This window comes from Burkholderia sp. Se-20373 (assembly GCF_017104705.1).
Taxonomy (GTDB): Bacteria; Pseudomonadota; Gammaproteobacteria; order Burkholderiales; family Burkholderiaceae; genus Burkholderia.
The window spans coordinates 31,292-57,093 of the sequence record NZ_JAAGPH010000026.1 but is presented as its reverse complement, the minus strand read 5'-3'; the positions used below and the strand labels follow the sequence as shown (position 1 = coordinate 57,093).

At 66.6% G+C, this 25,802-nt stretch carries 20 protein-coding genes; 16 read left to right on the top strand and 4 right to left on the bottom strand.

Annotated elements, in window-relative coordinates:
- Positions 1 to 36 precede the first annotated feature (36 nt).
- Positions 37 to 1,062 (bottom strand): GlxA family transcriptional regulator, encoded by a 1,026-nt coding sequence (locus G3N96_RS11950; RefSeq protein ID WP_124578597.1) that lies wholly within the window; start codon positions 1,060 to 1,062, stop codon positions 37 to 39.
- A 447-nt stretch (positions 1,063 to 1,509) separates the two neighbouring features.
- On the opposite strand from G3N96_RS11950, the gene G3N96_RS11945 reads away from it, so the two are divergent.
- From G3N96_RS11945 to G3N96_RS11895, 11 genes are all read left to right on the top strand, one after another.
- The gene (locus G3N96_RS11945) at positions 1,510 to 2,784 is read left to right on the top strand and encodes a serine hydroxymethyltransferase (protein ID WP_124578595.1); all 1,275 of its coding nucleotides are present in this window, start codon (positions 1,510 to 1,512) and stop codon (positions 2,782 to 2,784) included.
- Positions 2,785 to 2,815: 31 nt separating this feature from the next.
- A complete protein-coding gene (locus G3N96_RS11940; RefSeq protein ID WP_042588480.1) occupies positions 2,816 to 3,787 on the top strand; it encodes a dipeptidase in 972 nt (323 codons plus the stop codon).
- Between the two features lie 140 nt (positions 3,788 to 3,927).
- Positions 3,928 to 4,461 (top strand): DUF5943 domain-containing protein, encoded by a 534-nt coding sequence (locus G3N96_RS11935; RefSeq protein WP_124578593.1) that lies wholly within the window; start codon positions 3,928 to 3,930, stop codon positions 4,459 to 4,461.
- Between the two features lie 76 nt (positions 4,462 to 4,537).
- Complete coding sequence (locus tag G3N96_RS11930) at positions 4,538 to 6,601, top strand: NADH:flavin oxidoreductase (protein WP_021160633.1); 2,064 nt, start codon at positions 4,538 to 4,540, stop codon at positions 6,599 to 6,601.
- Between the two features lie 3 nt (positions 6,602 to 6,604).
- The gene (locus tag G3N96_RS11925) at positions 6,605 to 8,530 is read left to right on the top strand and encodes a (Fe-S)-binding protein (protein WP_206137343.1); all 1,926 of its coding nucleotides are present in this window, start codon (positions 6,605 to 6,607) and stop codon (positions 8,528 to 8,530) included.
- 4 nt (positions 8,531 to 8,534) lie between these two features.
- On the top strand, positions 8,535 to 9,704 hold the full coding sequence (locus G3N96_RS11920; RefSeq protein ID WP_206137342.1) for an electron transfer flavoprotein subunit alpha/FixB family protein: 1,170 nt from the start codon (positions 8,535 to 8,537) through the stop codon (positions 9,702 to 9,704).
- The gene (locus tag G3N96_RS11915; RefSeq protein ID WP_206137341.1) at positions 9,701 to 10,486 is read left to right on the top strand and encodes an electron transfer flavoprotein subunit beta/FixA family protein; all 786 of its coding nucleotides are present in this window, start codon (positions 9,701 to 9,703) and stop codon (positions 10,484 to 10,486) included. Before G3N96_RS11920 ends, G3N96_RS11915 begins: the two co-directional genes overlap by 4 nt.
- A gap of 52 nt (positions 10,487 to 10,538) precedes the next feature.
- The gene (locus G3N96_RS11910) at positions 10,539 to 11,780 is read left to right on the top strand and encodes an aromatic ring-hydroxylating dioxygenase subunit alpha (RefSeq protein WP_089496350.1); all 1,242 of its coding nucleotides are present in this window, start codon (positions 10,539 to 10,541) and stop codon (positions 11,778 to 11,780) included.
- A gap of 29 nt (positions 11,781 to 11,809) precedes the next feature.
- Positions 11,810 to 12,964 carry a hybrid-cluster NAD(P)-dependent oxidoreductase gene (locus tag G3N96_RS11905; protein WP_206137340.1) on the top strand — a complete coding sequence of 385 codons (1,155 nt, stop codon included), beginning with the start codon at positions 11,810 to 11,812 and terminating at the stop codon, positions 12,962 to 12,964.
- A 134-nt stretch (positions 12,965 to 13,098) separates the two neighbouring features.
- Positions 13,099 to 13,962 (top strand): glycine betaine ABC transporter substrate-binding protein, encoded by an 864-nt coding sequence (locus G3N96_RS11900; protein ID WP_206137339.1) that lies wholly within the window; start codon positions 13,099 to 13,101, stop codon positions 13,960 to 13,962.
- Between the two features lie 179 nt (positions 13,963 to 14,141).
- Complete coding sequence (locus G3N96_RS11895) at positions 14,142 to 15,797, top strand: APC family permease (protein WP_206137338.1); 1,656 nt, start codon at positions 14,142 to 14,144, stop codon at positions 15,795 to 15,797.
- A gap of 151 nt (positions 15,798 to 15,948) precedes the next feature.
- Here G3N96_RS11895 and purU read toward each other — a convergent pair whose 3' ends face one another.
- Together purU and G3N96_RS11885 are read right to left on the bottom strand one after the other, a co-directional pair.
- Entirely contained in the window at positions 15,949 to 16,833 is an 885-nt protein-coding gene (gene purU / locus G3N96_RS11890) for a formyltetrahydrofolate deformylase (RefSeq protein WP_206137337.1), read from the bottom strand.
- Positions 16,834 to 17,002: 169 nt separating this feature from the next.
- Positions 17,003 to 17,908 carry a LysR family transcriptional regulator gene (locus G3N96_RS11885; protein ID WP_174950624.1) on the bottom strand — a complete coding sequence of 302 codons (906 nt, stop codon included), beginning with the start codon at positions 17,906 to 17,908 and terminating at the stop codon, positions 17,003 to 17,005.
- A 274-nt stretch (positions 17,909 to 18,182) separates the two neighbouring features.
- On the opposite strand from G3N96_RS11885, the gene betC reads away from it, so the two are divergent.
- From betC to G3N96_RS11860, 5 genes are all read left to right on the top strand, one after another.
- On the top strand, positions 18,183 to 19,718 hold the full coding sequence (gene betC, locus G3N96_RS11880; RefSeq protein WP_124578574.1) for a choline-sulfatase: 1,536 nt from the start codon (positions 18,183 to 18,185) through the stop codon (positions 19,716 to 19,718).
- Between the two features lie 45 nt (positions 19,719 to 19,763).
- On the top strand, positions 19,764 to 20,732 hold the full coding sequence (choX, locus tag G3N96_RS11875) for a choline ABC transporter substrate-binding protein (RefSeq protein ID WP_206137336.1): 969 nt from the start codon (positions 19,764 to 19,766) through the stop codon (positions 20,730 to 20,732).
- A gap of 258 nt (positions 20,733 to 20,990) precedes the next feature.
- Entirely contained in the window at positions 20,991 to 22,130 is a 1,140-nt protein-coding gene (locus G3N96_RS11870) for a porin (protein WP_206137335.1), read from the top strand.
- A 373-nt stretch (positions 22,131 to 22,503) separates the two neighbouring features.
- Positions 22,504 to 23,916, top strand: coding sequence for a cysteine--tRNA ligase (gene cysS, locus G3N96_RS11865; protein ID WP_206137334.1), 1,413 nt, complete (start codon positions 22,504 to 22,506; stop codon positions 23,914 to 23,916).
- A 199-nt stretch (positions 23,917 to 24,115) separates the two neighbouring features.
- A complete protein-coding gene (locus G3N96_RS11860; RefSeq protein ID WP_124578566.1) occupies positions 24,116 to 25,366 on the top strand; it encodes an MFS transporter in 1,251 nt (416 codons plus the stop codon).
- A 57-nt stretch (positions 25,367 to 25,423) separates the two neighbouring features.
- Here the strand turns inward: G3N96_RS11860 and G3N96_RS11855 are convergent, their stop codons facing one another.
- Positions 25,424 to 25,792 carry a YbjQ family protein gene (locus tag G3N96_RS11855; RefSeq protein WP_069252350.1) on the bottom strand — a complete coding sequence of 123 codons (369 nt, stop codon included), beginning with the start codon at positions 25,790 to 25,792 and terminating at the stop codon, positions 25,424 to 25,426.
- Positions 25,793 to 25,802 lie beyond the last annotated feature (10 nt).

Genomic DNA, 25,802 nt, shown 5'->3' with positions numbered 1-25,802 from the left:
TTCGAGGTCGCTTTTTTTCGTCGAGCGCGGCGCGGATCACGCATGCAGCACATGCGCCGGAAAGGCGGGGCCGGCGCTCACCGCACCCTGCGCAAGCGGCGCCACCTGCTTGCGGCGCTCGCGGGTCGGCGCGACGCCGAACGCGTCGCGATAGCTCTTGCTGAAATGGCACGCCGACTGGAAGCCGCACGCCATCGTGATGTGCATGATCGACATGTCGGTCTGCAGCAGCAGTTCGCGTGCGCGGCGCAGCCGCAGCGTCAGGTAGTAGTGCGTCGGCGTCATGCCGAGGTGTTCGCGGAACAGGCGCTGCAGTTGCCGCTGCGACATGTTCGCGAGCCGCGCGAGCTCCTCGCGCGACAGCGGCTCCTCGATGTTGTTCTCCATCAGCGAGATCACTTCGAACAGCGACTTGTTCGCGGAGCCGAGGCGCGCGACGAGCGGCATGCGTTGCTGCGCGCTCGTGTCGCGCACGTGTTCGACGATGAACTGCTCGGCGATCTGCGTGACGCGCGCGGTGCCCACGCGCGCGGCGATCAGGTTCAGCATCATGTCGAGCGGCGCGACGCCGCCCGTGCACGTGATGCGGTCGCGGTCGATCACGAACAGTTCCTTCAGGAAGCGCGTGTCCGGAAACTCTTCCTTCAGCGCCGACATGTTCTCCCAGTGGATCGCGCACGCGTAGCCCGCGAGCAGCCCCGACTTCGCGAGTGCATAGGTGCCCGTGCACAGGCTGCCGAGCGGGATGCCCGAGCGCGCGAAGCGGCGCAGTGTCGACAGATGGGCGGGCGTGGTCGCGCGCTGCACGTCGACGCCGCCGCACACGAACACGATGTCGGGCTGCCCCACGCATTCGGCCGGGCCGGTGTCGACCGTCAGGCCGTTGCTCGCGGTGACCGGGCCGCCGTCCGGGCTGATGACCGACCAGCGGTAGAGCGGCTGGCCGCTCAGGTAGTTCGCCATCCGAAGCACCTCGATCGCATTGGTGAACGCGATCATCGTGAAGTTCGGTAACGGCATGAACGCGAAGTGGGACAGCGACGCTGTGCGGTCGGGCGACATGGGGAGCGTTCCTAGAATCTCTAATAGCTTTACGCCCGGGGGCACCGATCGGGCTGCGATATTGTGTGAGCCAGCGCAACAAGCGTGCCATACGGCTAAACCCTAGATCCCTACGTTGTCTGGCTGAAAGCGGCATGCTGCACTGCACCGTATTCGTGACGGGCTGCACCCCGACCGGGCGGCAATCGCACCGCCGGCGTGCCTGTTCATAGGTGAACTGCCTCGACCATTTCTGTTGGTCATCCGAAAAAGCACGACCGGTTACTTGTATAAAACGGACGCGGATGGCGGAAAAGGCAAAGAACGCGTCTAAATTCATCAATCCGCCGAAAATCCGAACGACAAGAATAGAGCCGTCGGCAGCCTTGTACGGGACGAGCGGGAAACCCAGGCAGGGCGGGCCTTGAGCTTCGGTTTCAGCCCCTTATTCTTCGTCACGGACGCACTATGTCGAACACCCAGCCTTTCTTCTCGCAGTCCCTCGCCGAGCGCGACGCACCGGTGCGCAGCGCCATCCTGAAGGAACTCGAGCGTCAGCAGTCGCAGGTCGAGCTGATCGCGTCGGAAAACATCGTGTCGCGCGCCGTGCTCGAGGCGCAGGGCTCGGTACTGACCAACAAGTACGCGGAGGGCTATCCCGGCAAGCGCTATTACGGCGGCTGCGAATTCGCGGATGAAGTCGAGGCGCTGGCAATCGAGCGCGTCAAGCAGATCTTCAATGCCGGCTATGCGAACGTGCAGCCGCACTCGGGCGCGCAGGCGAACGGCTCGGTGATGCTCGCGCTGGCCAAGCCGGGCGACACGGTGCTCGGCATGTCGCTCGACGCGGGCGGCCACCTGACGCACGGCGCGAAGCCGGCGCTGTCGGGCAAGTGGTTCAACGCCGTGCAGTACGGCGTGAACCGCGACACGATGCGGATCGACTACGACCAGGTCGAGGCGCTCGCGCACGAGCACAAGCCGAACCTGATCATCGCCGGTTTCTCGGCCTACCCGCGTGCGCTCGACTTCGCGCGCTTCCGTGCGATCGCCGACAGCGTCGGCGCGAAGCTGATGGTCGACATGGCGCACATCGCCGGCGTGATCGCCGCGGGCCGCCACGCGAACCCGGTCGAGCATGCGCACGTCGTCACGTCGACCACCCACAAGACGCTGCGTGGCCCGCGCGGCGGCTTCGTGCTGACCAACGACGAGGAGATCGCGAAGAAGATCAACTCGGCCGTGTTCCCCGGCCTGCAGGGCGGCCCGCTGATGCACGTGATCGCCGGCAAGGCCGTCGCGTTCGGCGAAGTGCTGCATGCGGACTTCAAGACCTACATCGACAACGTGCTCGCGAACGCGCAGGCGCTCGGCGAAGTGCTGAAGGCGGGCGGCGTCGATCTCGTCACGGGCGGCACCGACAACCACCTGCTGCTGGTCGACCTGCGCCCGAAGGGCCTGAAGGGCGCGCCGGTCGAGCAGGCGCTGGAGCGCGCGGGCATCACCTGCAACAAGAACGGCATTCCGTTCGACACCGAGAAGCCGACCGTCACGTCGGGCATCCGCCTCGGCACGCCGGCCGGCACGACGCGCGGCTTCGGCGTCGCGGAATTCCGCGAGGTGGGCCGCCTGATCCTGGAAGTGTTCGACGCGCTGCGCGCGAACCCGGAAGGCGACCACGCGACCGAACAGCGCGTGCGCCGCGAGATCTTCGCGTTGTGCGAACGCTTCCCGATCTATTGATCCCACCGACCCGACAATACTGGAGCAACACATGAGCACGCTGCATCAAGACAGCATCATCATCGACGGGCTGAACATTTCGAAGTTCGAGAAGCCGGTGTTCGAAGACATGCGCAAGGGTGGCATCACGGCCGCGAACTGCACGGTGTCGGTATGGGAGAACTTCACCAAGACCGTCGACAACATCGGCGTGATGAAGAAGAAGATCCGCGACAACAGCGAGCTGCTGACGCTGGTGCGCACGACGGAAGACATCTTCCGCGCGAAGAAGGAAGACAAGACCGGCGTGATCCTCGGCTTCCAGAACGCGCATGCGTTCGAGGACAACATCGGCTACATCGAAGCGTTCGCCGACATGGGCGTGCGCGTCGTGCAGCTCTGCTACAACACGCAGAACTTGGTCGGCACCGGTTGCTACGAACGTGACGGCGGCCTGTCGGACTTCGGCCGCGAAGTGATCACCGAGATGAACCGCGTCGGCATCATGGTCGACCTGTCGCACGTGGGCGGCAATACGTCGTCGGAAGCGATCGCGTTCTCGAAGAAGCCGGTGTGCTACTCGCACTGCCTGCCGTCGGGCCTGAAGGAACATCCGCGCAACAAGAGCGACGAGCAGCTGAAGGAGATCGCCGATGCGGGCGGCTTCGTCGGCGTGACGATGTTCGCGCCGTTCCTCAAGCGCGGGATCGAAGCGAACATCGACGACTACATCGAGGCGATCGACTACGTCGTGAACCTGATCGGCGAGGATGCGGTCGGCATCGGCACGGACTTCACGCAGGATTACGCGAAGGAATTCTTCGACATGCTGACGCATGACAAGGGCCGCTATCGCCAGCTGACGAACTTCGGCAAGGTGATCAACCCGGACGGCATCCGCACGATCGGCGAATTCCCGAACCTCACGGCGGCGATGGAACGCCACGGCTGGAAGGAGTCGCGTATCCGCAAGATCATGGGCGAGAACTGGGTGCGCGTGTTCAAGGACGTGTGGGGCGCATAAGCGCCGCGAACGCCGAACCGCCTTCAGCGATTCAACATTAAAAGAAATCGGGACGTGCCCGTGCAAGCCGCACGGGCGCGCGGACGATGTCGCGCCTGGGCACCGAGCCGCGCGGCCAATTTCCTCACGGAGTCACCACGATGCAACCGCAACTGCCGATCAACGTCGATCCCGATACCGGCGTCTGGACCACCGACGCGCTGCCGATGCTGTACGTGCCGCGCCACTTCTTCACGAACAACCACGTCGCCGTCGAGGAAGCGCTCGGCGTCGAAGCGTATGCCGAGATCCTCTACAAGGCCGGCTACAAGTCCGCCTACCACTGGTGCGACAAGGAAGCGAAGCTGCACGGCCTGACCGGCATGGCCGTGTTCGAGCACTACCTGAAGCGGCTGTCGCAGCGCGGCTGGGGGCTGTTCTCGATCATCGAAGCCGACCCGGCCAGCGCGCGCGCCAAGATCGAGCTGCGCCACTCGTCGTTCGTGCTCCAGCAGCCGGGCAAGGAAGGCAAGCTCTGCTACATGTTCGCGGGCTGGTTCGCCGGCGCGATGGACTGGGTCAACGACACGACGCCGGAAGGCAAGGGCGCGCCGCGTGCGCGATCGCTGGAAGTGCAGTGCGCGGCCGAGCATCACGACCACTGCGTCTTCGAAGTGTCGCCGGTCGCGCACTGAAGCCCTGACGCACTGATTCACCGAAACACGACAACACCCGCAACACGAGACATTCGAACGCCAGAGGTCGCCAGCGATGCGTTATCCCCACCTGTTCAAACCCATGCAGCTGAACCAGCTGACGCTGCGCAACCGGATCGTCAGCACCGCGCATGCGGAGGTGTATGCCGAGCCGGGCGGCCTGCCGGGCGACCGCTATATCCGCTACTACGAAGAAAAGGCGAAGGGCGGCGTGGGCCTCGCGATCTGCGGCGGGTCGAGCCCGGTGTCGATCGACAGCCCGCAGGGCTGGTGGAAATCGGTGAACCTGTCGACCGACAAGATCATCGATCCGCTCACGCGCCTCGCCGACACGATGCACAAGCACGGCGCGAAGATCATGATCCAGGCGACGCACATGGGCCGCCGCTCGTCGTTCCATGGCGAGCACTGGCCACACCTGATGTCGCCGTCGGGCGTGCGCGAACCCGTGCACCGCGGCAACGCGAAGATCATCGAGATCGAGGAAATCCGCCGCATCATCGGTGACTTCGCGGCCGCCGCGAAGCGCGTGAAGGCGGCCGGCATGGACGGCATCGAAATCTCGGCCGCCCACCAGCACCTGATCGACCAGTTCTGGAGCAAGCGTTCGAACCACCGCACCGACGAATGGGGCGGCAGCCTGGAGAACCGCCTGCGCTTCGGCATCGAGGTGCTGACGGCCGTGCGCGAGGCGGTGGGCAAGGATTTCTGCGTCGGCCTGCGCATGTGCGGCGACGAATTCCACGAGGACGGCCTCGATCACGAAGCGCTGAAGGAAATCGCGCAGGCGATGTCGGAGACGGGCCTGATCGACTACCTGAGCGTGGTCGGCTCGGGCGGCGACACGCACAACACGATCGCCAACTGCATGCCGCCGATGGCGCTGCCGCCGGAGCCGTTCGTGCACCTCGCGGCCGGCATCAAGTCGGTCGTGAAGATTCCGGTGATGCACGCGCAGAGCATCCGCGATGCGGGCCAGGCCGAGCGCCTGCTCGCGACCGGCATGATCGACCTGGTCGGCATGACGCGCGCGCAGATCGCCGATCCGCACATGGTGATCAAGATCCGCGACGGCCGCGAAGACGAAATCAAGCAGTGCGTCGGCGCGAACTACTGCATCGACCGCCAGTACAACGGCCTCGACGTGCTGTGCATCCAGAACGCGGCGACGTCGCGCGAAGCGACGATGCCGCACATCATCGAGAAATCGCGCGGCCCGAAGCGCAAGGTCGTGGTGGTCGGCGCGGGCCCCGCTGGGCTCGAGGCCGCGCGTGTCGCGAAGCTGCGCGGCCACGACGTCGTGCTGTTCGAGAAGAATGCCGAAGTGGGCGGCCAGGTGATGATCGCCGCGAAGGCGCCGCAGCGCGAACAGATGTCGGGGATCATCCGCTGGTTCGACATGGAAACGAAGCGTTTGGGCGTCGACCGGCGCCTCGGCGTGGCCGCCGACGAGAAGATGATCATGGCCGAGAAGCCGGACATCGTCGTGCTCGCGACGGGCGGGTCGAGCTTCACGTGGCAGGTGCCGGGCTGGGGCGTGGCCGAGGGTCTGGCCGTCAGCTCGTGGGACATCCTGACCGGCAAGGTCGAGCCGAAGCAGAACGTGCTGCTGTTCGACGGCGTGAGCACGCATGCGGGCGCCGGCGTGGCCGACTTCATGGCGAGCCGCGGCTCGAAGGTCGAGGTCGTCACGCCGGACGTGAAGGTGGCCGACGATTGCGGCGGCACGACGTTCCCGATCTTCTATCGCCGCCTGTATGCATTCGGCGTGATCCCGACGCCGAACACGATGCTCGATCGCGTCTACGAAGAGGACGGCAAGCTGATCGCCGTGCTGCGCAACGAGTACACGGAAGAACTGGAGGAGCGCGCGGTCGATCAGGTGGTGATCGAGAACGGCTCGTCGCCGAACGACGAGCTGTACTGGAAGCTCAAGCCGGAATCGGTGAACCGCGGCCAGATCGATCCGCACACGCTGTTCGCGGCCGAGCCGCAGCCGTGCCTGTCGGAAGAACTCGGCAACGGCCGTTTCCTGCTGTTCCGTGTCGGCGATTGCATCTCGATGCACAACGTCCACGGGGCGATCTACGACTCGCTGCGTCTCGTGAAGGATTTCTAAACGATGAACCCGTCCTTCCTCATTACCGCCCTGTTGTGGCTGTCGGTGGCGGGGCTCGCGTTCGCGGTCGCGAAGCGCTCGTCCTACTGGCGTCTCGGCCGGGCCACCGCGCCCGGCTCGTTCGGCGTCGCGAACCTGTTCGCGATCCCGAAGCGCTATTTCGTCGACCTGCACCACGTGGTCGCCCGTGATCCGTACATCGCGAAGACGCACGTCGCGACGGCCGGCGGCGCGATCGGCGCGCTCGCGCTGGTGTTCATCAACTACGGCCTCGCGATCTACTCGCCGTGGCTCGACAAGCTGATCTTCCTCGCGGCGCTCGCGATGCTGGTCGGCGCGGTGTTCGTGTGGCGCCGGCGTGCGGCCAGGGACGTGCCGGCCCGCCTGTCGCGCGGCCCGTGGAATACGCTGCCCTGGCTGCTCGGCTCGTTCGCGCTCGGCCTCGTGCTGTTCATGCTGGTGCCGACCGGCGCGATGTCGGGTGCGTTCGCGGTGCTCTGCGCCGTGCTGATCGGTGTCGGCGCCTTCACGATGACGGTCGGTGCCGCGCAGGGCGGCCCGATGAAGCATGCGATCGCAGGTCTCCTGCACCTCGCTTTCCACCCGCGCCAGGAGCGTTTCGCGGCCACCCGTGAATCGTTCACCGGCAACGGCACGGCCACGCCGCCGACCGCGCTGAAGCTGCCGGACATCGAGCATCAGGAGTACGGCGTCGAGAAGCCGGTCGAATTCCGCTGGAACCAGTTGCTGAGCTTCGACGCGTGCGTGCAGTGCGGCAAGTGCGAAGCCGCGTGCCCCGCGTTCGCGTCGGGCCAGCCGCTGAACCCGAAGAAGCTGATCCAGGATCTGGTCGTCGGGATGGCGGGCGGCACCGATGCGGCCTACGCGGGCAGCCCGTCGCCGGGCCTCGCGGTCGGCCAGCATCGCGGCGAGCCGAACGGCCCGATCGTGTCGGGCCTGATTGAGGAACAGACGCTGTGGTCGTGCACCACCTGCCGCGCGTGCGTGCAGGAATGCCCGATGCTGATCGAGCATGTCGACGCGATCGTCGACATGCGCCGCAACCGCACGCTCGTGCACGGCACGGTGCCGGGCAAGGGCCAGGAAGTGCTCGCGAACCTGCGCGAGACGGGCACGATGGGCGGCTACGACACGGCCGCGCGCTACGACTGGTCGGTCGACCTGAGCGCGCCGGTCGCGCAACCCGGCAAGCCGGTCGACGTGCTGTTCGTCGCGGGTGAAGGCGCGTTCGACATGCGCTACCAGCGCACGCTGCGCGCGTTCGTCACGGTGCTGAACAAGGCGGGCGTCGACTATGCGGTGCTCGGCGCAACGGAAACCGACACGGGCGACGTCGCCCGCCGGCTCGGCGACGAAGCGACCTTCCAGCAGATGGCGAAGCGCCTGATCGGCACGCTCGGCACGCTGTCGTACCAGCAGATCGTGACGGCCGACCCGCACGTGATGCACAGCCTGCGCAACGAATACCGTGCGCTCGGGCTGCGCGTGACGGTCAAGCATCACACGACCTTCCTCGCGGAGCTGGCCGACAGCGGCAAGATCGCGCCGAAGGCCGTCGAAGCGCTGCAGGACAAGCGCACCACGTATCACGATCCGTGCTACCTCGGCCGCTACAACGGCGAGACGGAAGCGCCGCGCAAGCTGCTGAAGACGATCGGCATCCAGGTCGTCGAGATGGAGCGCAACGGCATGCGCGGCCGCTGCTGCGGCGGCGGCGGCGGTGCGCCGCTGACCGACATCCCCGGCAAGCAGCGCATTCCCGACATCCGCATCGCCGACGCCCGCACGATCGGCGCGGACGTGGTCGCGGTTGCCTGCCCGAACTGCACGGCGATGCTCGAAGGTGTCGTGGGCCCGCGCCCCGACGTGCTCGACGTGGCCGAACTCGTTGCCGCCTCGCTGGAGTGAATCGATGAACACGATCAAACGAATCGATCCGCGCCGGCCGTTCATCATCACGGCCGCCGGCCTGAAGCGCATCACGCTCGGCGAGGAAGGCAGCGCCGATGCGAACGCCGTGCACGGGTTCGCGCACGGTCATGGCGCGGCGGCCGCGAAGCCGCGCCGCGCGGTGCAGGATCCGAAGCACGTGATGCTGGTGGTCGCGCACAGTGAACGTGGCGCGCTCGACGATCATTCGCGGCAGGCCATCGCCGCCGCCGCATTGCTCGCCGATGCGCAGACCGAAGTCGCGTTGCTGGCGTTCGGTGAACTGAAGGACGACGTGGCCGAACTGGGCGTCGACAAGCTGCTTGAACTCGCCGGCTTCGATCGCCGCGCGTTCGATCCTGAAAGCGAATTGCAAGCACTGCAGGCGTGCGTGGCGGCGCTTGCGCCGAAACACGTGTTCGTGCCCGACAACGCGACGGGCGACGGCGATCTCGGCCGGCGTTACGCGGCGGCCGCGGGCGCGAGCGTCGCGGCGCACGTCGTCGAGATCGACGCGAAGCATGTCGGCGCGTATGCGCAGGCCGGGCGCGCGTTTGCCACCCGTGCGCTGCCCGACGTGATCCTGCTCGCGCAGAACGCGGTCGACGCAAAGCTGCCGTTCGTCGGTGCGGGCGAACGCCTGGCCGCCGACTTCATCCGGCCGGCGCACGACGCCGCGCAGCCGTACCGCGATCTCGGCCTCGACGAAATCGACGCTGCCCAGGTCGCGCTCGAGGAAGCCGATTTCATCGTGTCGGCCGGCAACGGCGTGTCCGACATCGGCGCGTTCGAGCGGCTGGCCGGTGCATTCGGCGCGGCGATCGGCGCGAGCCGCGTCGCGGTCGACAACGGTCACTTCACGCGCGACAAGCAGGTCGGTGCGACCGGCAAGACGGTCGAGGCGAGCGTGTACATCGCGTTCGGCATCTCGGGCGCGGTGCAGCACCTGCAGGGGATCAAGGACTGCCGCCACGTGATCGCGGTGAACCTCGACGGCAGCGCGCCGATCGCGAAGCGCGCGAACCTGACGGTGGTCGGCGACGCGCAGGGCACGATTGCCGCACTGATCGAACAGGTGCAGGCCGCGCGCGCCGCGCGTGGCGAATCGCCGGCCGCGGTCGGCACCCGTGAACCGGAAGGAGTCGCCGCATGAACGCCCCCCGCCCCTTGCAACGCATCGCGGTGCTCGTGTCCGTCGGCCGCCATCCGGTCAGCGGCGTCGCGCGCTACAGCCGCAACGACGCGGCCGCGCTCGAAACCGGCCGCCAGCTCGCGGAGCGGCATCGCGCGAAGCTCGACGTGATCCATGCGGGCGACCCCGCGAATGCGGCGCTTGCCGAATATCTCGCGCTCGGCGCGCGGGAGGTCGAGGTGCTGGCCTGCCGCGACGGCGACGACGCCGTGCATGCGCTCGCCGCGCGCGTCGAGGACTACGACCTCGTGCTGACCGGCACGCGCGCCGAGGGCGCGTACGACACCGGCATGCTGCCGTATCGCGTCGCCGCGGCGCTCGGCTATCCGCTGGTCGGTTCGGCCGTCGACGTGACGGTCGACGGCGGTCGCGTGGCCGTCCGGCAATTTTTGCCGAAAGGGCTGCGGCGGCGCGTCGATGCGGTGCTGCCGGCCGTCGTCGCCGTCCATCCGCTCGCCAATGCCGAGCCGCGCTACGCGTATGCACGGCTGCGCGCCGGCGCGATCCGGCCGGCGCTCGCGGCGCCCGGCGCGGACGCCGACGCGGCCGCGTGGAAGGTCGGCCCGATCGAGCGTAAACCCGTAAAGCTGGTCGCCGCCGAGAAGCGTTCCGGGCATGCCCGGATGCTGTCCGCGACGACGACCGAAAGCCGTGGCGGCAACGTCGTAAATGAAGGGAGTTCGGTCGAAAAAGCACAAGTGATCCTCGCGTATTTGCGCGAGCATCAGCTCATCGACTACTGATTTTGATGCCTGTCGGCAAGAACCCAGGGATGCAAGGAATCCGGAGCAAACGATGAAAGTATCGGCAGACATTCGTGCATTGATCGAGCGGCGCAAGGAAGGGCACAGCCTCGAAGCGCCGTTCTACACGAGCGAGGACATCTTCGCGCTCGACATGGAGGCGATTTTCCGCCAGCACTGGATCCAGGTGGCGGTCGAGCCGGACATTCCGGAGCCGGGCGACTACGTGACCGTGGAACTGGGGAGCGATTCGATCCTGATCGTGCGCGACGACGACATGGCGATCCGCGCGTTCCACAACGTGTGCCGTCACCGCGGCGCGCGCCTGTGCAACGAGGACAAGGGCTCGGTCGGCAACATCGTGTGCCCGTACCACAGCTGGACCTACAACCTGACGGGCCAGCTGATGTTCGCCGAGCACATGGGCGAGAAGTTCGACCGCTGCAAGCACAGCCTGAAGTCGGTGCACGTCGAGAACCTCGCGGGCCTGATCTTCGTCTGCCTCGCCGACGAGCCGCCCGCCGACTTCGCGCAGCTGCGCGCCGAGATGGAGCCGTACCTGCTGCCGCACGATCTGCCGAACACGAAGATCGCCGCGCAGGTCGACATCATCGAGGAAGGCAACTGGAAGCTCACGATGGAGAACAACCGCGAGTGCTATCACTGCGTCGCGAACCATCCGGAGCTCACCATCTCGCTGTACGAATACGGCTTCGGCTACCAGCGCTCCGACGCGAACGCCGAAGGCATGGACGCGTTCGCGGAAACCTGCGTGCGGCGCGGCAAGGAGTGGGCCGAGATGGGCCTGCCGTCCGAAGAGATCGAGAAGCTGCTCGACGTGACGGGTTTCCGCACGCAGCGCCTGCCGCTTGATCGCCACGGCGAATCGCAGACGCTCGATGCGAAGGTCGCATCGAAGAAGCTGCTCGGCGGCTTCGACAAGGCCGACCTCGGCGGGCTGTCGTTCTGGACGCAGCCGAACTCGTGGCACCACTTCATGAGCGATCACATCGTGACGTTCTCGGTGATCCCGCTGTCGGCCGGCAAGACGCTCGTGCGCACGAAGTGGCTCGTGCACAAGGACGCGAAGGAAGGTATCGACTACGACGTGAAGAATCTCACGGCCGTGTGGAACGCGACCAACGACCAGGATCGCGCGCTCGTCGAATTCTCGCAGCGCGGCGCGACCAGCAGCGCGTACGAGCCGGGCCCGTATTCGCCGTTCACGGAAGGTCTCGTCGAAAAATTCTCGGCCTGGTACATCGGCCGGCTCGCCGAAAAAACCGGCGAATAAGCACCTAGCAGCGTAAAGCGGAGTCAGACATGATGCGAGATGCGGCCAACTTCGAGCCGACGGACAGCCGGGTGACGCGCCCGGCGTTCTGGAACGCCCTTCCCGAGCGCTGGACGAGCGACGTCGAGGAAACGCTGGTGTGCTGCCACGTGCGGCAGGAAACGCACGACGTGAAGAGTTTCTTCTTCCGTTCGCCGCAAGGCCGCTCGTTCTCGTTCGAGCCCGGGCAGTTCCTCACGCTCGAGCTCGACATCGACGGCGAAACGATCAACCGCTGCTACACGATCTCGTCGTCGCCCGCGCGGCCGCACACGGTATCGATCACGGTGAAGCGCGTGCCGGGCGGCAAGGTGTCGAACTGGCTGCACGACAACCTGCAGCCGGGCATGCCGGTGCGCGTGCTCGGCCCGGCCGGCGAATTCACGTGCGCACGGCATCCGGCGCGCAAGTACCTGTTCCTGTCGGCCGGCTCGGGCGTCACGCCGCTGATGTCGATGAGCCGCGCGCACCATGATCTCGCCGAGGATCGCGACATCCTGTTCGTGCACAGCGCGCGTACGCCGGACGACATCATCTTCGCGCGCGAGCTCGACCTGATCGCGTCGAACCACACGAACTTCCGCACGTCGTTCGTCGTCGAGCGCGTCGGCGCCCGCACCAACTGGCCGGGCGTCACGGGCTTCCTGACGCTGCCGCTGCTGAAGCTGATCGCACCGGATTTCATGGAGCGCGAAATCTTCACGTGCGGCCCCGCGCCGTACATGAAGGCCGTGCGCGACCTGCTCGACGAAGCCGGCTTCGATCGCAAGCAGTATCACGAGGAAAGCTTCTCGTTCGAAACGCTTGCCGAAACCGCAAGCGACGAACTGCTCGCCGATCTCGCGCCACTGGCCGACGGCGCCGACACCGGCACCGACACGAAGCAGTACACGGTCAGCTTCGCCAAGAGCAATCGCGAGATTTCGTGCGGCTCGGAGCAGCACGTGCTGGATGCGGCGCGCCAGTCGGGCGTGCGGCTGCCGGCCTCGTGCACGCAGGGCATGTGCGGCACCTGCAAGGTGAAGCTCGTGTCGGGGCAGGTGGAAATGAAGCACAACGGCGGTATCCGCCAGCGCGAGATCGACCAGGGGATGGTGCTGCTGTGCTGCAGCAAGCCGCTGTCGGATCTCGTGATCGACAAGTAGTCGCAACACGCCATCGGCTGTCCGGGCGCGTCGCGTCCGGACAAGCATCCGTCGGAAAACAACGATACCGCGGATTTGTGGTTGAAGAACCTAGAGAGACCACGCGCACGGTGCGCATTTCAAGGAGATCGACCATGAAACTGTTCGGAAAGCTGTTGTGGACCGGCGCCCTGTCGGCAATGGTGGCATTGAGCGCGTCGGCGCTCGCCGATACGAAGCCGACGCTGAAAATCGGCTACGTCGAAGGCTGGGACGACAGCGTGGCGACGTCGAACGTCGCGGCACGCGTGATCGAGAAGAAGCTCGGCTACGAAGTGAAGCTCGTGCCGGTCGCGGCCGGGATCATGTGGCAGGGTGTCGCGCGCGGCGATCTCGATGCGACGCTGTCCGCGTGGCTGCCGGTCACGCACGGCTCGTACTGGGATGAATACAAGGCCAAGGTCGTCGACCTCGGTGCGAATTTCCCGGATGCAAAGATCGGCCTGATCGTGCCTGCCTACGTGAAGGCGAAGAGCATCGACGACCTGAACGCGGAGAAGGGCAGCTTCGGCGGCCGGATCGTCGGCATCGATGCCGGTGCCGGCGTGATGCGCAAGACCGACGACGCGATCAAGAGCTACGGGCTGAACTACACGCTGATGCCGAGCTCGGGCAGTGCGATGACGGCCGAGCTGTCGCGTTCGGTCAGCGCGAACAAGCCGGTCATCGTGACGGGCTGGGCGCCGCACTGGATGTTCGCGAAGTGGAAGCTGCGCTTCCTCGAGGATCCGAAGAAGGTGTACGGCGGCGCGGAGCACGTCGACAGCGTCGTGAATCCGGAGCTCGAAGCGAAGGCGAAGCCGGTGGTCGCGTTCCTGAAGAAATTCCAGTGGAAGCCGGGTGAAATCGACAGCGTGATGCTGGCGATCCAGAACGGTTCGAAGCCCGAAGCGGCAGCCGATGCGTGGATCGCGGCCCATGCCGACCGCGTGAATGCGTGGACTGAAGGCGCACAGTAAGACCGCGGCGATTCGCCGCAATAACCAGATGAAGAGACAGTCCGGGAAAGGTCGGAAGGAATGCGAAATAATCGCACTGCGACGCGACCTTATCCCGGAATTATTTTTTTGATTCTGCAGAAAAGTGCGTAAGTTGTTACACTAGCGCCCTTGTGCGGAGTCATCACAGGAGGAATTGGATGAGTCAAGCAGGACTGCGTGCGAATCGCACCAGTGATGTTGAGGCAACCATCTCACATGATTCGACGGGCCACACGCTGCATCGTGGCCTGACCTGGAAAGACGCTTTTTGGGTAACGAGCGGCGTGCCGGCAGGCGTGCTGTTCACGATCGGCGGCGTATGCGCGACGATCGGCCAGCCCGCGTGGGCGATCTGGATCGCCGCGATCACGATGGGGCTGGTTCAAAGCGCGACTTATGCGGAAATATCGGGGCTATTTCCCCATAAATCGGGCGGCGCGTCCGTGTATGGCGCGATCGGCTGGGTTCGTTACAGCAAGCTGATTGCCCCGGTTTCCGTGTGGTGCAACTGGCTCGCGTGGTCGCCGATGCTTGCGCTCGGCTGCGGCCTCGCGGCGAGCTATGCGCTCACGAGTCTCTTTCCCGCCGACGCGGCGGTGCTGCACTGGCAGCTCAAGGTTGCGGATCTCGGGTTCATCAAGCCGGGTCTGTCCCTGCGGATCAATGCGACGTTCATCATCGCGACGATCCTGCTTCTCATTACGTTCAAGCTTCAGCACAGCGGTGCGTCGAAGGCTGCGCGCACGCAGCGCATTCTCGGCATCGCGTCGCTCACGCCGCTGTTGATCGTCGGCATCGTGCCGTTCGTCACGGGCGACGTGCCGATGTCGAACCTGCTCCCGCTGCTGCCGCTCGGTCACGACGCGAACGGCAATCTCACGGCCGCGACGTTCGGCTCGTGGAACGGGCAGGGCGTCACGATGGCGCTCGGTGCGATGTTCATGGCCGGCTGGGCGTCGTACGGCTTCGAGACGGCCGTCTGCTACACGCGTGAATTCCGTGACCCGCGTCGTGATACCGCCAAGGCGATCTTCTGGTCGGGCGCGCTGTGCCTCGTCGTGATGACGCTCGTGCCGATGGCGTTCCAGGGCGCACTCGGTACGCAGGCGATGCTCGATCCGTCGATCGGCGACGGCACCGGCGTCGCGGCCGCGATGGCGAAGATCGTCGGCGGCGGTGCATGGGTCGCGAATGCGGTCGTCGTGATGCTGATGCTGTCGATCCTGCTGATCGTGATGACGTCGATGATGGGCTCGTCGCGCACGCTGTACCAGGCATCGGTCGACGGCTGGCTGCCCAAGTACCTGTCGCACGTAAACGAGCACGGCTCGCCCACGCGTGCGATGTGGACCGATCTCGGCTTCAACCTCGTGTTGCTGATGATGTCGGACTACATGACGGTGCTGTCGATCTCGAACGTCTGCTACATGCTGTTCGTATTCCTGAATCTTCAGTCGGGCTGGATCCACCGGATGGATCGCGGCAACTGGGATCGGCCGTTCCGCTGCCCGACGTGGCTGCTCGTCGGCGGTGCGATCTGCGGGTATGCGAACCTGGTGTATGTCGGCGCGGGCGCGAACCTGCAGGGCGAGGGCACGCTGCGCAACGGGCTGATCGCGATGCTGCTGATCGTGCCGGTGTTCCTGTTCCGCCACTACTGGCAGGATCGCGGCCGGTTCCCGGCGCAGATGCAGCGCGACATGGAACTCGAGGTGCCGAAGCGCGCGATGTGGTTGAATCTGATGCCTTACGTTGCGTTGATTGGCGCGGGGCTCACGATCTGGCTGTCGTATTACTTTGCGTGGGTGAAGTGAAGCGGTAGCGCATGCGCTGCGGCGCGCGGCGGCTCCGGAAACCGCACACGGAGCGTCGCGTGGCGCAGCGCGAAGACAAAAAAGGCTCGACCGGTACCTACCGTCGAGCCTTTCTCGTTTCCGGCGCGTGTCGAGCGCGACGCCTTTTCGCTTACGAAAACACCACCGTCCGATCCCCGTTCAGGAACACGCGCCGCTCGATGAACGCTTTCACCGCGCGCGCGAGCGTGAGCGATTCGACATCGCGTCCCACCGCGAGCAACTGCTCCGGCCGCAGCGCATGATCGACCCGCTCGACGACCTGTTCGATGATCGGGCCTTCGTCGAGATCGTCGGTGACGAAGTGCGCGGTCGCGCCGATCAGCTTCACGCCGCGCGCATGCGCCTGGTGATACGGCTTCGCACCCTTGAAGCCGGGCAGGAACGAATGATGGATGTTGATCGCGCGGTTCGCGAGCTTCGCGCTCGTCTCCTGCGACAGCACCTGCATGTAGCGCGCGAGGATCACGAGTTCGGCGCCGCTCGATTCGAAGAAGTCGAGCCACTGCGCTTCCTGCTGCGCCTTCGTCTCGGCCGTGATCGGGAAGTGGCGGAACGGCAGCCCGTGCTGCGCGGCGAGCGGCTCGAAATCCGGATGGTTCGACACGATGCCGACGATGTCCATCTTCAGCTCGCCCATCCGCCAGCGGAACAGCAGGTCCGCGAGGCAGTGCTCGAGCTTCGACACCATGATCAGCACCTTGGGCCGCGCGTTCACGTCGTGGATCGCCCACTGCATGTCGCCCTGCTGGCCGCCGAGCCCGGTCGCGATCGGTGCGAATTCGTGACGCAGTGCATCGATCTGCAGCGTTTCATCCGTCGGATGAAAGACGCAGCGCACGAAGAAGCGGTTGCTGAGATCGTCGTCGAACACGTTCAGCGCATCGACATAGCAGCGATGGCGATCGAGAAAGCCGACGACGGCGGCGACCTGGCCGGCCGCGCTCGGGCACGACAGTGTCAGGACGAATTGATCGGGGCGGTGCTCGGCGGTCATGAGACTCCTCGGATGGCATGGGCGCACGGCCGTGCGGCGGCGCATGACAGCGCCGCGCCGCGCGGGTAGCGGGAGGCTCAAGTAAATCAGGACGATTTCGGGGCGGATAGAACCAACGCGCCGTGTGGCTGGTATCGGCGCGCCAGCGCGCGGAGGCGCGGTGCGCCCGTCACGCGCTCGCGCACGCGTCGAGCAGCCAGCGCCGGAACACGTGGGTCGCGTCGGGCTCGGGCCGCTGCGGCGGCCGCACCAGGAAGTAGCCGCGCGACGTGACGACCGGCGCGTCGACGAGCTTCACGAGCTGCCCCGACGCGACGAGTTCGTCGACGAGCGGCGACCAGCCCAGCGCGACACCTTCGCCGAGCAGCGCCGCATGGATCACGAGCGCGTAGCTGTTGAAGGTCACGCCGCGCGCGGCGGCGGCCGTATCGAGGCCGTGCGCGTCGAACCAGCCGGACCACGACAGCCAGCGCTCGGGGCGCGTCGGCTGCACGTGCAGCAGCGGCAGGGCCGGTAGGTGCTCGGCCCGCGCGACGTGCGGGTGCGCGTCGCGGAACGCGGGCGAGCAGACGGGCGTGACCGATTCCGGAAAGAGGCGTGCGGCGGTGCACGACGGCCAATGGCCGTCGCCGAACAGGATCGCGATGTCGCCATGGTCGCGCTGCGCGTCGTAATCCTGTGACGTGACGACACGCACGTCGACATCCGGCATCACGCGCTTCAGCCCGGCCAGGCGCGGCATCAGCCAGTAGGTCGCGAAGCCGAAGTCGGTGACGATCGTGAGCGCGCCGTGCTCGCGGCGCGCGCGCAGGGTCGCGGTCGCGCCGCGCAGCGTGTCGAGGCTCAGCCGCACGGCTTCGTACAGGCACTCGCCGTCGGCCGTCAGCGTGACGCCGCGCGGGCTGCGCTCGAACAGCGGCACGCCCAGTTCGGCCTCGAGCTGGAACACCTGCTGGCTCACGGCCGGCTGGGTGGAGCCGAGCTCGCGCGCGGCGGCCGTGAAGCTCGCGAGCCGGGCGGCCGATTCGAACGCGCGCAGCGCCTGCATCGACGGTAACGGTTCGGATTTCGACATAAGTCTCTCTAATGGCCCCATAAGGGCCGGACGCCTACCCGCGCGAATTCGGGTGGGGGATAGTGCTTCGGACGGTGCGGTACCTGCGCTTCGCGGCCTGCTTCAAAGCCCGCTTCAAGCCCGCTTCACGGGCACCGCGCCACGCATTCCGCGATTCTAGCCAGCGCGGCCCGCCCGTGCGGCACTTTCGCCGAGCCGCCTCCGTCATGCCGGACGTCCCGCTGCGCGAGCGGCGCGCCGCTCCATTCGAACACCGTTTTCCCCACGACAGCCGATGACGAACCCGACACCCAACATCCTGATCCTGATGGCCGACCAGCTCACGCCGTTCGCGCTGCCGGCCTACGGCAATCGCGTCGCGCGCACGCCGACGCTGGACCGTCTCGCCGCGCAAGGCGTGGTGTTCGACGCCGCGTACTGCGCGAGCCCGCTGTGCGCGCCGTCGCGCTTCTCGCTGCTGACGGGCAAGCTGCCGTCGGGGATCGGCGCCTACGATAACGCCGCCGAATTGCCGGCGCAAACGCTGACCTTCGCGCACTACCTGCGCGCGGGCGGCTACCGGACGATGCTGTCCGGCAAGATGCATTTCTGCGGGCCCGACCAACTGCACGGCTTCGAGGAGCGCCTCACGACCGACATCTATCCGGCCGATTTCGGTTGGGTGCCCGACTGGGACAGCCCGACCGAGCGGCCGAGCTGGTACCACAACATGAGTTCGGTGCTGGAGGCCGGCCCGTGCGTGCGTACCAATCAGCTCGATTTCGACGACGAAGTCACGTTCGCGGCGAAGCAGAAGCTGTACGACGTCGCGCGCGAGCGCGCGGCCGGGCACGATGCGCGGCCGTTCTGCATGGTCGTGTCGCTGACCCATCCGCACGACCCGTATGCGATCACGCGCGACTACTGGGATCTGTACAGCGACGACGACATCGACATGCCGGCCGTGCACCTCGATGCAGCGGAAAGCGATCCGCATTCGCAGCGGCTGCGCTTCGTCTGCGAGAACGACCGCACGCCGCCCACCGACGCGCAGATCCGCGCCGCGCGCCGCGCCTATTACGGCGCGACGTCCTACGTCGACACGCAGTTCGGCAGCGTGCTGGCCGCGCTCGAACAGTGCGGATTCGCCGACGATACGATCGTGATCGTCACGTCCGACCACGGCGACATGCTTGGCGAACGCGGGCTCTGGTACAAGATGACGTTCTTCGAAGGCGGCTGCCGCGTGCCGCTGATCGTGCATGCGCCGGGCCGCTTCGACGCCGCCCGCGTGCGCGGGCCCGTGTCGCACGTCGACCTGCTGCCGACGCTCGTCGACCTCGCCGGCGCGGCACCGGCCGGCGGCTGGCCCGACCCGGTCGATGGCGCGAGCCTGGTGCCGCACCTGCACGGCACGCCGGCGCACGACGTCGCGCTCGGCGAATACCTGGCGGAAGGCGCGGTCGCGCCGGTCGTGATGATCCGCAGCGGCGACTGGAAGTACGTGCATTGCCCGCTCGATCCCGACCAGCTGTACAACCTGTCGGACGACCCGCGCGAGCTGACGAACCTGGCCGGCGCGCCGGAAGCGGCCGACGTGCTTGCCGCGTTCCGCGCGCAAGCCGCGCAGCGCTGGAACCTGCCCGAGCTGGACCGGCAGGTGCGCGCGAGCCAGCGGCGCCGGCGCTTCCATTACGCGGCCACGACGCAGGGCCGCATCCAGGCGTGGGACTGGCAGCCGTTCACCGACGCGAGCCAGCGCTACATGCGCAACCATATCGAGCTCGACACGCTCGAGGCAATGGCGCGGTTTCCGCGAGTCGGGCGCTAAGCGTACCGCATCGCGATCATTGAAGAACGACGGAGGAATCGAACCATGAAACGGCAACGCAATGCAGCAATCCGAAGGATCGGCGCGGCGCTCGCCGCGGCCGCGTGCCTGATGACGACGCAGGCCGCGCACGCGGCCGACCCGCAGACGTGCAGCGACGTGAAGATGGCGGCGCCCGGCTGGACCGACATCGACGCGACGAACGCGATGGCGGGCGTCGTGCTGAAGGCGCTCGGCTATCGGCAGGACGTGGCGAACCTGTCGGTGCCGATCACGTATCAGGGGCTCAAGAAAGGGCAGGTCGACGTGTTCCTCGGCAACTGGATGCCCGCGCAGGCGCCGCTCGTGAAGCCGTTCGTCGACGAGAAATCGATCGACGTGCTGCACGCGAACCTGAGCGGCGCGAAGTTCACGCTCGCGGTGCCCGACTACGTGGCGGCCGCCGGCGTGCATACGTTCGCCGATCTCGCGCGCTATGCGGACCGCTTCGGCGGCAAGATCTACGGGATCGAGCCCGGCGCGCCCGCGAACCAGAACATCAAGCGGATGCTGTCCGACCGTGCGCTCGGCGCGGCGAACTGGTCGCTGGTCGAATCGAGCGAGACGGGCATGCTCACGCAGGTCGAGCGCGCGGTGCGCGACAAGCGCTGGATCGTGTTTCTCGCGTGGGAGCCGCACCTGATGAACACGAAGTTCCATCTGACGTATCTGTCGGGCGGCGATGCGTACTTCGGCCCGAACTACGGCGGCGCGACGGTCAACACGGTCACGCGTGCCGGGTTCGCCGGCCAGTGCGCGAACCTCGCGCGGCTGTTCCGGCAGATGACGTTCTCCGTCGACGTCGAGAACCGGATGATCGCCGACATGCTCGACCGCAAGACGTCGCCCGCGCTCGCGGCGCAGCATGCGCTGAAGGCCGAGCCCGCGCTGGTCGCCGGCTGGCTCGACGGCGTGACGACGGCGGCCGGCGCACCGGGCTTGCCGGCCGTGCGCGCGGCCCTCGACGGGCGCTGATTCCCACCCTTTCGGCGGCCGGTTTTACCGTGCCGCCTGTCTACGTGTTTTCCCGATCCGTCGCATCGTGACCATTTAGTGTCGCCTTCAGACGGGTGACCCGAAATATGGGTTTGTATTTTTCGCCAATGGCTGCGTTATTGCGGAAAACGAAATACCGAAGCCAGCGGGCGTACCGAATTCGAATCCACCGGCGCATCGCGGCACGCGCCGGGACGAGATTCTATCCATCGAACGGTTCAGGGAGGGTGGTCGATAATGAAGCATACGAAAGTTGCCGTAGCCGCCGCGCTTGCATGCGCGGCCTGTGTACCCGCCATCGGGCATGCGCAGAGCAGTGTGACGCTGTACGGGATTCTCGACGCCGGCATCACGTACGTGAACAACACGGGCGGCTCGCACGTGGTCAAGTTCGACGACGGCGTCGCGTACGGGAACCGCTTCGGCCTCAAGGGCACGGAAGATCTCGGCGGCGGCCTGAAGGCCGTGTTCACCCTCGAGAGCGGCTTCCGCCTCGGCAACGGGCAGCTCGGCTTCGGCGGCGCGGAATTCGGCCGCCAGGCGTATGTCGGCCTGCAGAACGACTGGGGCACGCTGTCGTTCGGCAACCAGCTCGACATCACGAACGAGCTCGTATCGATCTACAACATCTCCGCGTGGGGCAGCGGCTACGCGATCCACCAGGGCGACTTCGACCGCTTCAACGGCGACCGCCTGCCGAACTCGGTGAAGTTCCTGTCCAACGACCTGAGCGGCTTCAAGTTCGGCGCGATGTACTCGTTCGGCAACGTCGCGGGCAACTTCCATCGCAACAGCGCCTGGAGTGCGGGCGCGAGCTTCACGAAGGGCGACTTCTCGATCGGCGCCGCATACACGCGCCTGAACAACCCGAACGGCATCTATGCGTTCGACCCGTACGCGATGATCGGCACGCACACGTTCCTCGGCCAGCAGACCGTCACCGTCGATCCGGCGACCGGCGCACGCACCGACCTGTTCGCGAACACCGCGATGGACGTCGACAGCCAGGGCACGTTCGGCATCGGAACCAGCTACACGATCGGCAAGCTGACGCTCGACGCCAACTACTCGTATACGACGATCAAGGGCTTCGGCCAGTCGTCGCACATGCAGGTGTACGAAGGCGGCGGCCTGTACCAGTTCACGCCGGCGCTGAGCCTCATCGCGGGCTACCAGCACACGCGCTTCGAAGGCCACCACTGGAACCAGGGCACGGCCGGCCTGCACTACCTGCTGTCGAAGCGCACCGACATCTACATCTCCGGCGATTACCTGCGCGCGTCGCAAGGCGTCGATGCGGTGGTCGGCTACAGCTTCACGCCGTCGACGACGCAGACGCAGGCCGACGTGCGGATCGGGATGCGGCATTCGTTCTGAGTGGGATGGGGTGGGGCAGCGACGTCTTCAGCGAGCGGTCTCTCTTTGGCGCGAACCTCGGTTCGCGCTTTTTTTGCCGGGCGTGAGCGGGCATGAAGGCCGTCCGGCCCGTGCCGGCAGCCTGGCCGCCGCCCGGGGAACAGCGGTCGGATGGTATTGACCATTGCCGTCTATAGGCGCTAGCATCGTCCACATGCTGAATCGCGCCATTTCCTCCTCCTCGTTCATCCGTGCATGTTGTCAAAACATGCCAGGGGGAAGTTGCGTCTAGCGCATTCGCTAAACATTCAAGCAATCGCCTTCCGGCCGCCTGTGATGCAAGACAGGCGGCCTTTTTGTTTTTGGGCCCACCCCTTCGGGACGGAGAAACTCGATGCCGCTTGCGCTGTATGACACCTGGTCGCGTACCGTGCGCCCCTTCACGCCTATCCGGGCCGGGCAGGTCGGCATGTATTGCTGCGGCCCGACGGTTTACGACGATGCCCACATCGGCAACCTGAGAACCTACGTGTTCGAGGACCTCCTGCGTCGTGTACTGGCGCGCAACGGCTACGCGGTCCGGCACGTCGTCAACATCACCGACGTCGGCCACCTGACGTCGGATGCGGACGAAGGCGAAGACAAGATGGAGAAGGGCAGCCGTCGGACCGGCGAATCGGCATGGGCCATCGCCCGGCGCTACACCGAGGCGTTCGTCCGCGACTGGCGCGCGCTCAACCTGCTCGAGCCGACGGTGTGGTGCCGTGCCACCGATCACATCGCCGAACAGATCGCGTTCATCGAAACGCTCGACCGGGGCGGCTACGTCTACCGGACGGACGACGGGCTCTACTTCGACACCAGTCGTCAGGACGACTACGGTTATCTCGCGCGGCTGGACCGCGCGGGGTTGCAGGCGGGCAAGCGGGTGGCGCTGGGCGGAAAGCGGAGCATCACGGATTTCGCGTTGTGGAAGTTCAGCCCGGCCGACGTCAAGCGGCAAATGGAATGGGACAGCCCGTGGGGGCGCGGTTTTCCGGGCTGGCATATCGAATGCTCGGCGATGTCGGCGAAGTATCTCGGGACGTTGTTCGATATCCATTGCGGCGGCGAGGATCATATCGCCGTGCATCACAGCAACGAGATCGCGCAGACGCGGGCGGCCTACGGCACGCAACTCGCGAATTACTGGATGCACGGGCACTTCCTGACGCTCGATGCCGATGCGAAGATGTCGAAGTCGAGCGGCGAGTTCGTTCGCCTGCAGACCTTGCAGAGCCGGGGTGTCGATTCGCTCGCGTACCGCTACCTGTGCCTGACGGCCCACTATCGAAGCAAGCTGCATTTCACATGGGCGTCGCTCGACGCGGCGCACACCGCGCTGAATCGGCTTCGGCACCTCCATGCCGGCTGGCCGGACGGCGGGCGCGTCGACGCGGATTTCGCCGCGCGATTCGATGCCGAAGTGAACGAGGACCTGAATCTGCCGAGGGCGCTCGCGGTGCTGTGGGACCTGGTCAGGAGCAACCTGCCGCCTGCCACCCTGAAAGCGACCGTCGACAGCTTCGACGACGTGCTCGGTCTCGGCTTGCGCGAATGGCGGCCGGTTGCGTTCGACGTTCCGGACCATGTCCGCGTGTTGCTCGGCGAGCGTGAGCGCGCGAGGGCCGACAGGGACTGGGCCCAAGCCGACCGGATCCGGGCAGCGTTGAGCGCAGAGGGCTGGAGAGTCGAGGACACGCCGGAAGGGCAACGCCTGTTCGGCATCGCGATGGGTTCGAGCGATGCAGGCGGCCCGCCGCGGTAAAGCGCGCGGGCCGCCTGCATCGGAACATCCTGTCGCCGGACATCCACCCGGCGGCCACGCTCGACGTGGCCGCCGGAATCGTCGGCACCCACGCCTGCGGCCCGTTTTCCGCGGTTGGCATATCATCGCGATTTCGCCGCGTCGGCACCGTCGTTTCCCCGAACGGTACCGGCGCGCAGCGCCGCCTGCCGAGACTTCGATGACCGACTCCGTGCCCGACCCCAGTCCTTTATCCGCGTTACCCGCCAACCTGTTCCGCCATGTCCCGTTCCAGCGTTTCTGGGGCACGCGCGTCATGTCTTCCCTGGCTTTCCAGATCCTGTCGGTCGCCATCGGCTGGTACGTCTACGCGCTCACGCACAGCGCGTTCGCGCTCGGTCTCGTCGGCCTCGCGCAGTTCGTGCCGATGTTCGCACTGACGCTCGTCGTCGGGCAGGTGGCCGACCGCTACGATCGCCGGCGCATCGCGACGATCTGCCAGGGCGTCGAGGCGCTGGCCGCCGGGGTGTTCCTGCTCGGCGCCACGCAAGGGTGGCTGGCCGCACCGGCCGTGTACGCGCTCGCGGCGATCGTCGGCACGGCCCGCGCGTTCGAGTCGCCGTCGGTGTCGTCGCTATTGCCGGCCGTCGTGCCGCGCACCGACCTGCCGCGCGCGACCGCGCTGTCGACGTCCGCGAACCAGGCCGCGCAGATCCTCGGGCCCGCGTTCGGCGGGCTGCTGTATGGCGTCGGTGCGCCCGCGGCATTCGGCACGAGCGTCGTTGCATTCGCGATCGCGGCGGTGCTGAGCGGCACGATTCCGCTGCGCAGTGCGCCGCCCGCGCGCGAACCGGTCACGCTGCGCTCGGTGTTTTCGGGGATCGCGTTCATCCGGCGCGAGCCGGCGATTCTCGGCGCGCTGTCGCTCGACCTGTTCGCGGTGCTGTTCGGCGGCGCGACCGCGTTGCTGCCGATCTACGCGCGCGACATCCTGCAGGTCGGCCCGTGGGGGCTCGGTGCGCTGCGCGCGGCGCCCGCGGTCGGTGCGCTCGCGGGCACGCTGTGGCTCACGCGGTTCCCGCTGAAGGGGCGGCCGGGCCGCGCGATGTTCGGCGGCGTGATCGCATTCGGCATCGCGACGATCGTGTTCGGCTTGTCGCGGCACTTCGCGCTGTCGCTCGTGGCGCTGGCCGCGCTCGGCGCGTCGGACGTCGTCAGCGTCGTCGTGCGGCTGTCGCTCGTGCAACTGCGCACGCCCGACGACATGCTCGGGCGCGTGAGCGCGGTCAATTCGCTGTTCATCGGGACGTCGAACCAGCTCGGCGAATTCGAGTCGGGCGTGACGGCCGCATGGTGGGGCGCGCCGGCGGCGATCGTCGTGGGTGGCGCCGCGACGATTCTGGTCGCGCTCACGTGGATGCGGTTGTTTCCGCAACTGCGGAACATGACTTCGCTGGAACGCGAGCGCTGAGGCAATACCGACGCCATTTCTGCGATCGTGTGGGCGGCCGGCGCGCACGATTGGCGGTCAGGCGCCGGCGTCGCGCGCGACCCGCACGGCCGTGCCGTAGCAGATGACTTCCGTGACGCCCGCCCCGATCTCGGTCGAGTCGTAGCGCATTGCGACGATCGCATTCGCGCCGAGTTTGCGCGCGTCGCCAAGCATCTTGTCGAACGCTTGCTGGCGCGCCTTCTCGCACAGCGACGTATACAGCGTGATATTGCCGCCGAAGAGGGTTTGCAGCGACGCGCCGAACGAGCCGACGATCGAGCGCGAGCGCACGATGATCCCCTGTGCGACGCCGAGCGAGCGGACGGTCGTGTGGCCGGGCAGGTCGAATGCGGTCGTGACGCGTTCGGGCGTGAGATCGTCGAACGAGCGGGAGATATCGGTCATGGCATTGCAC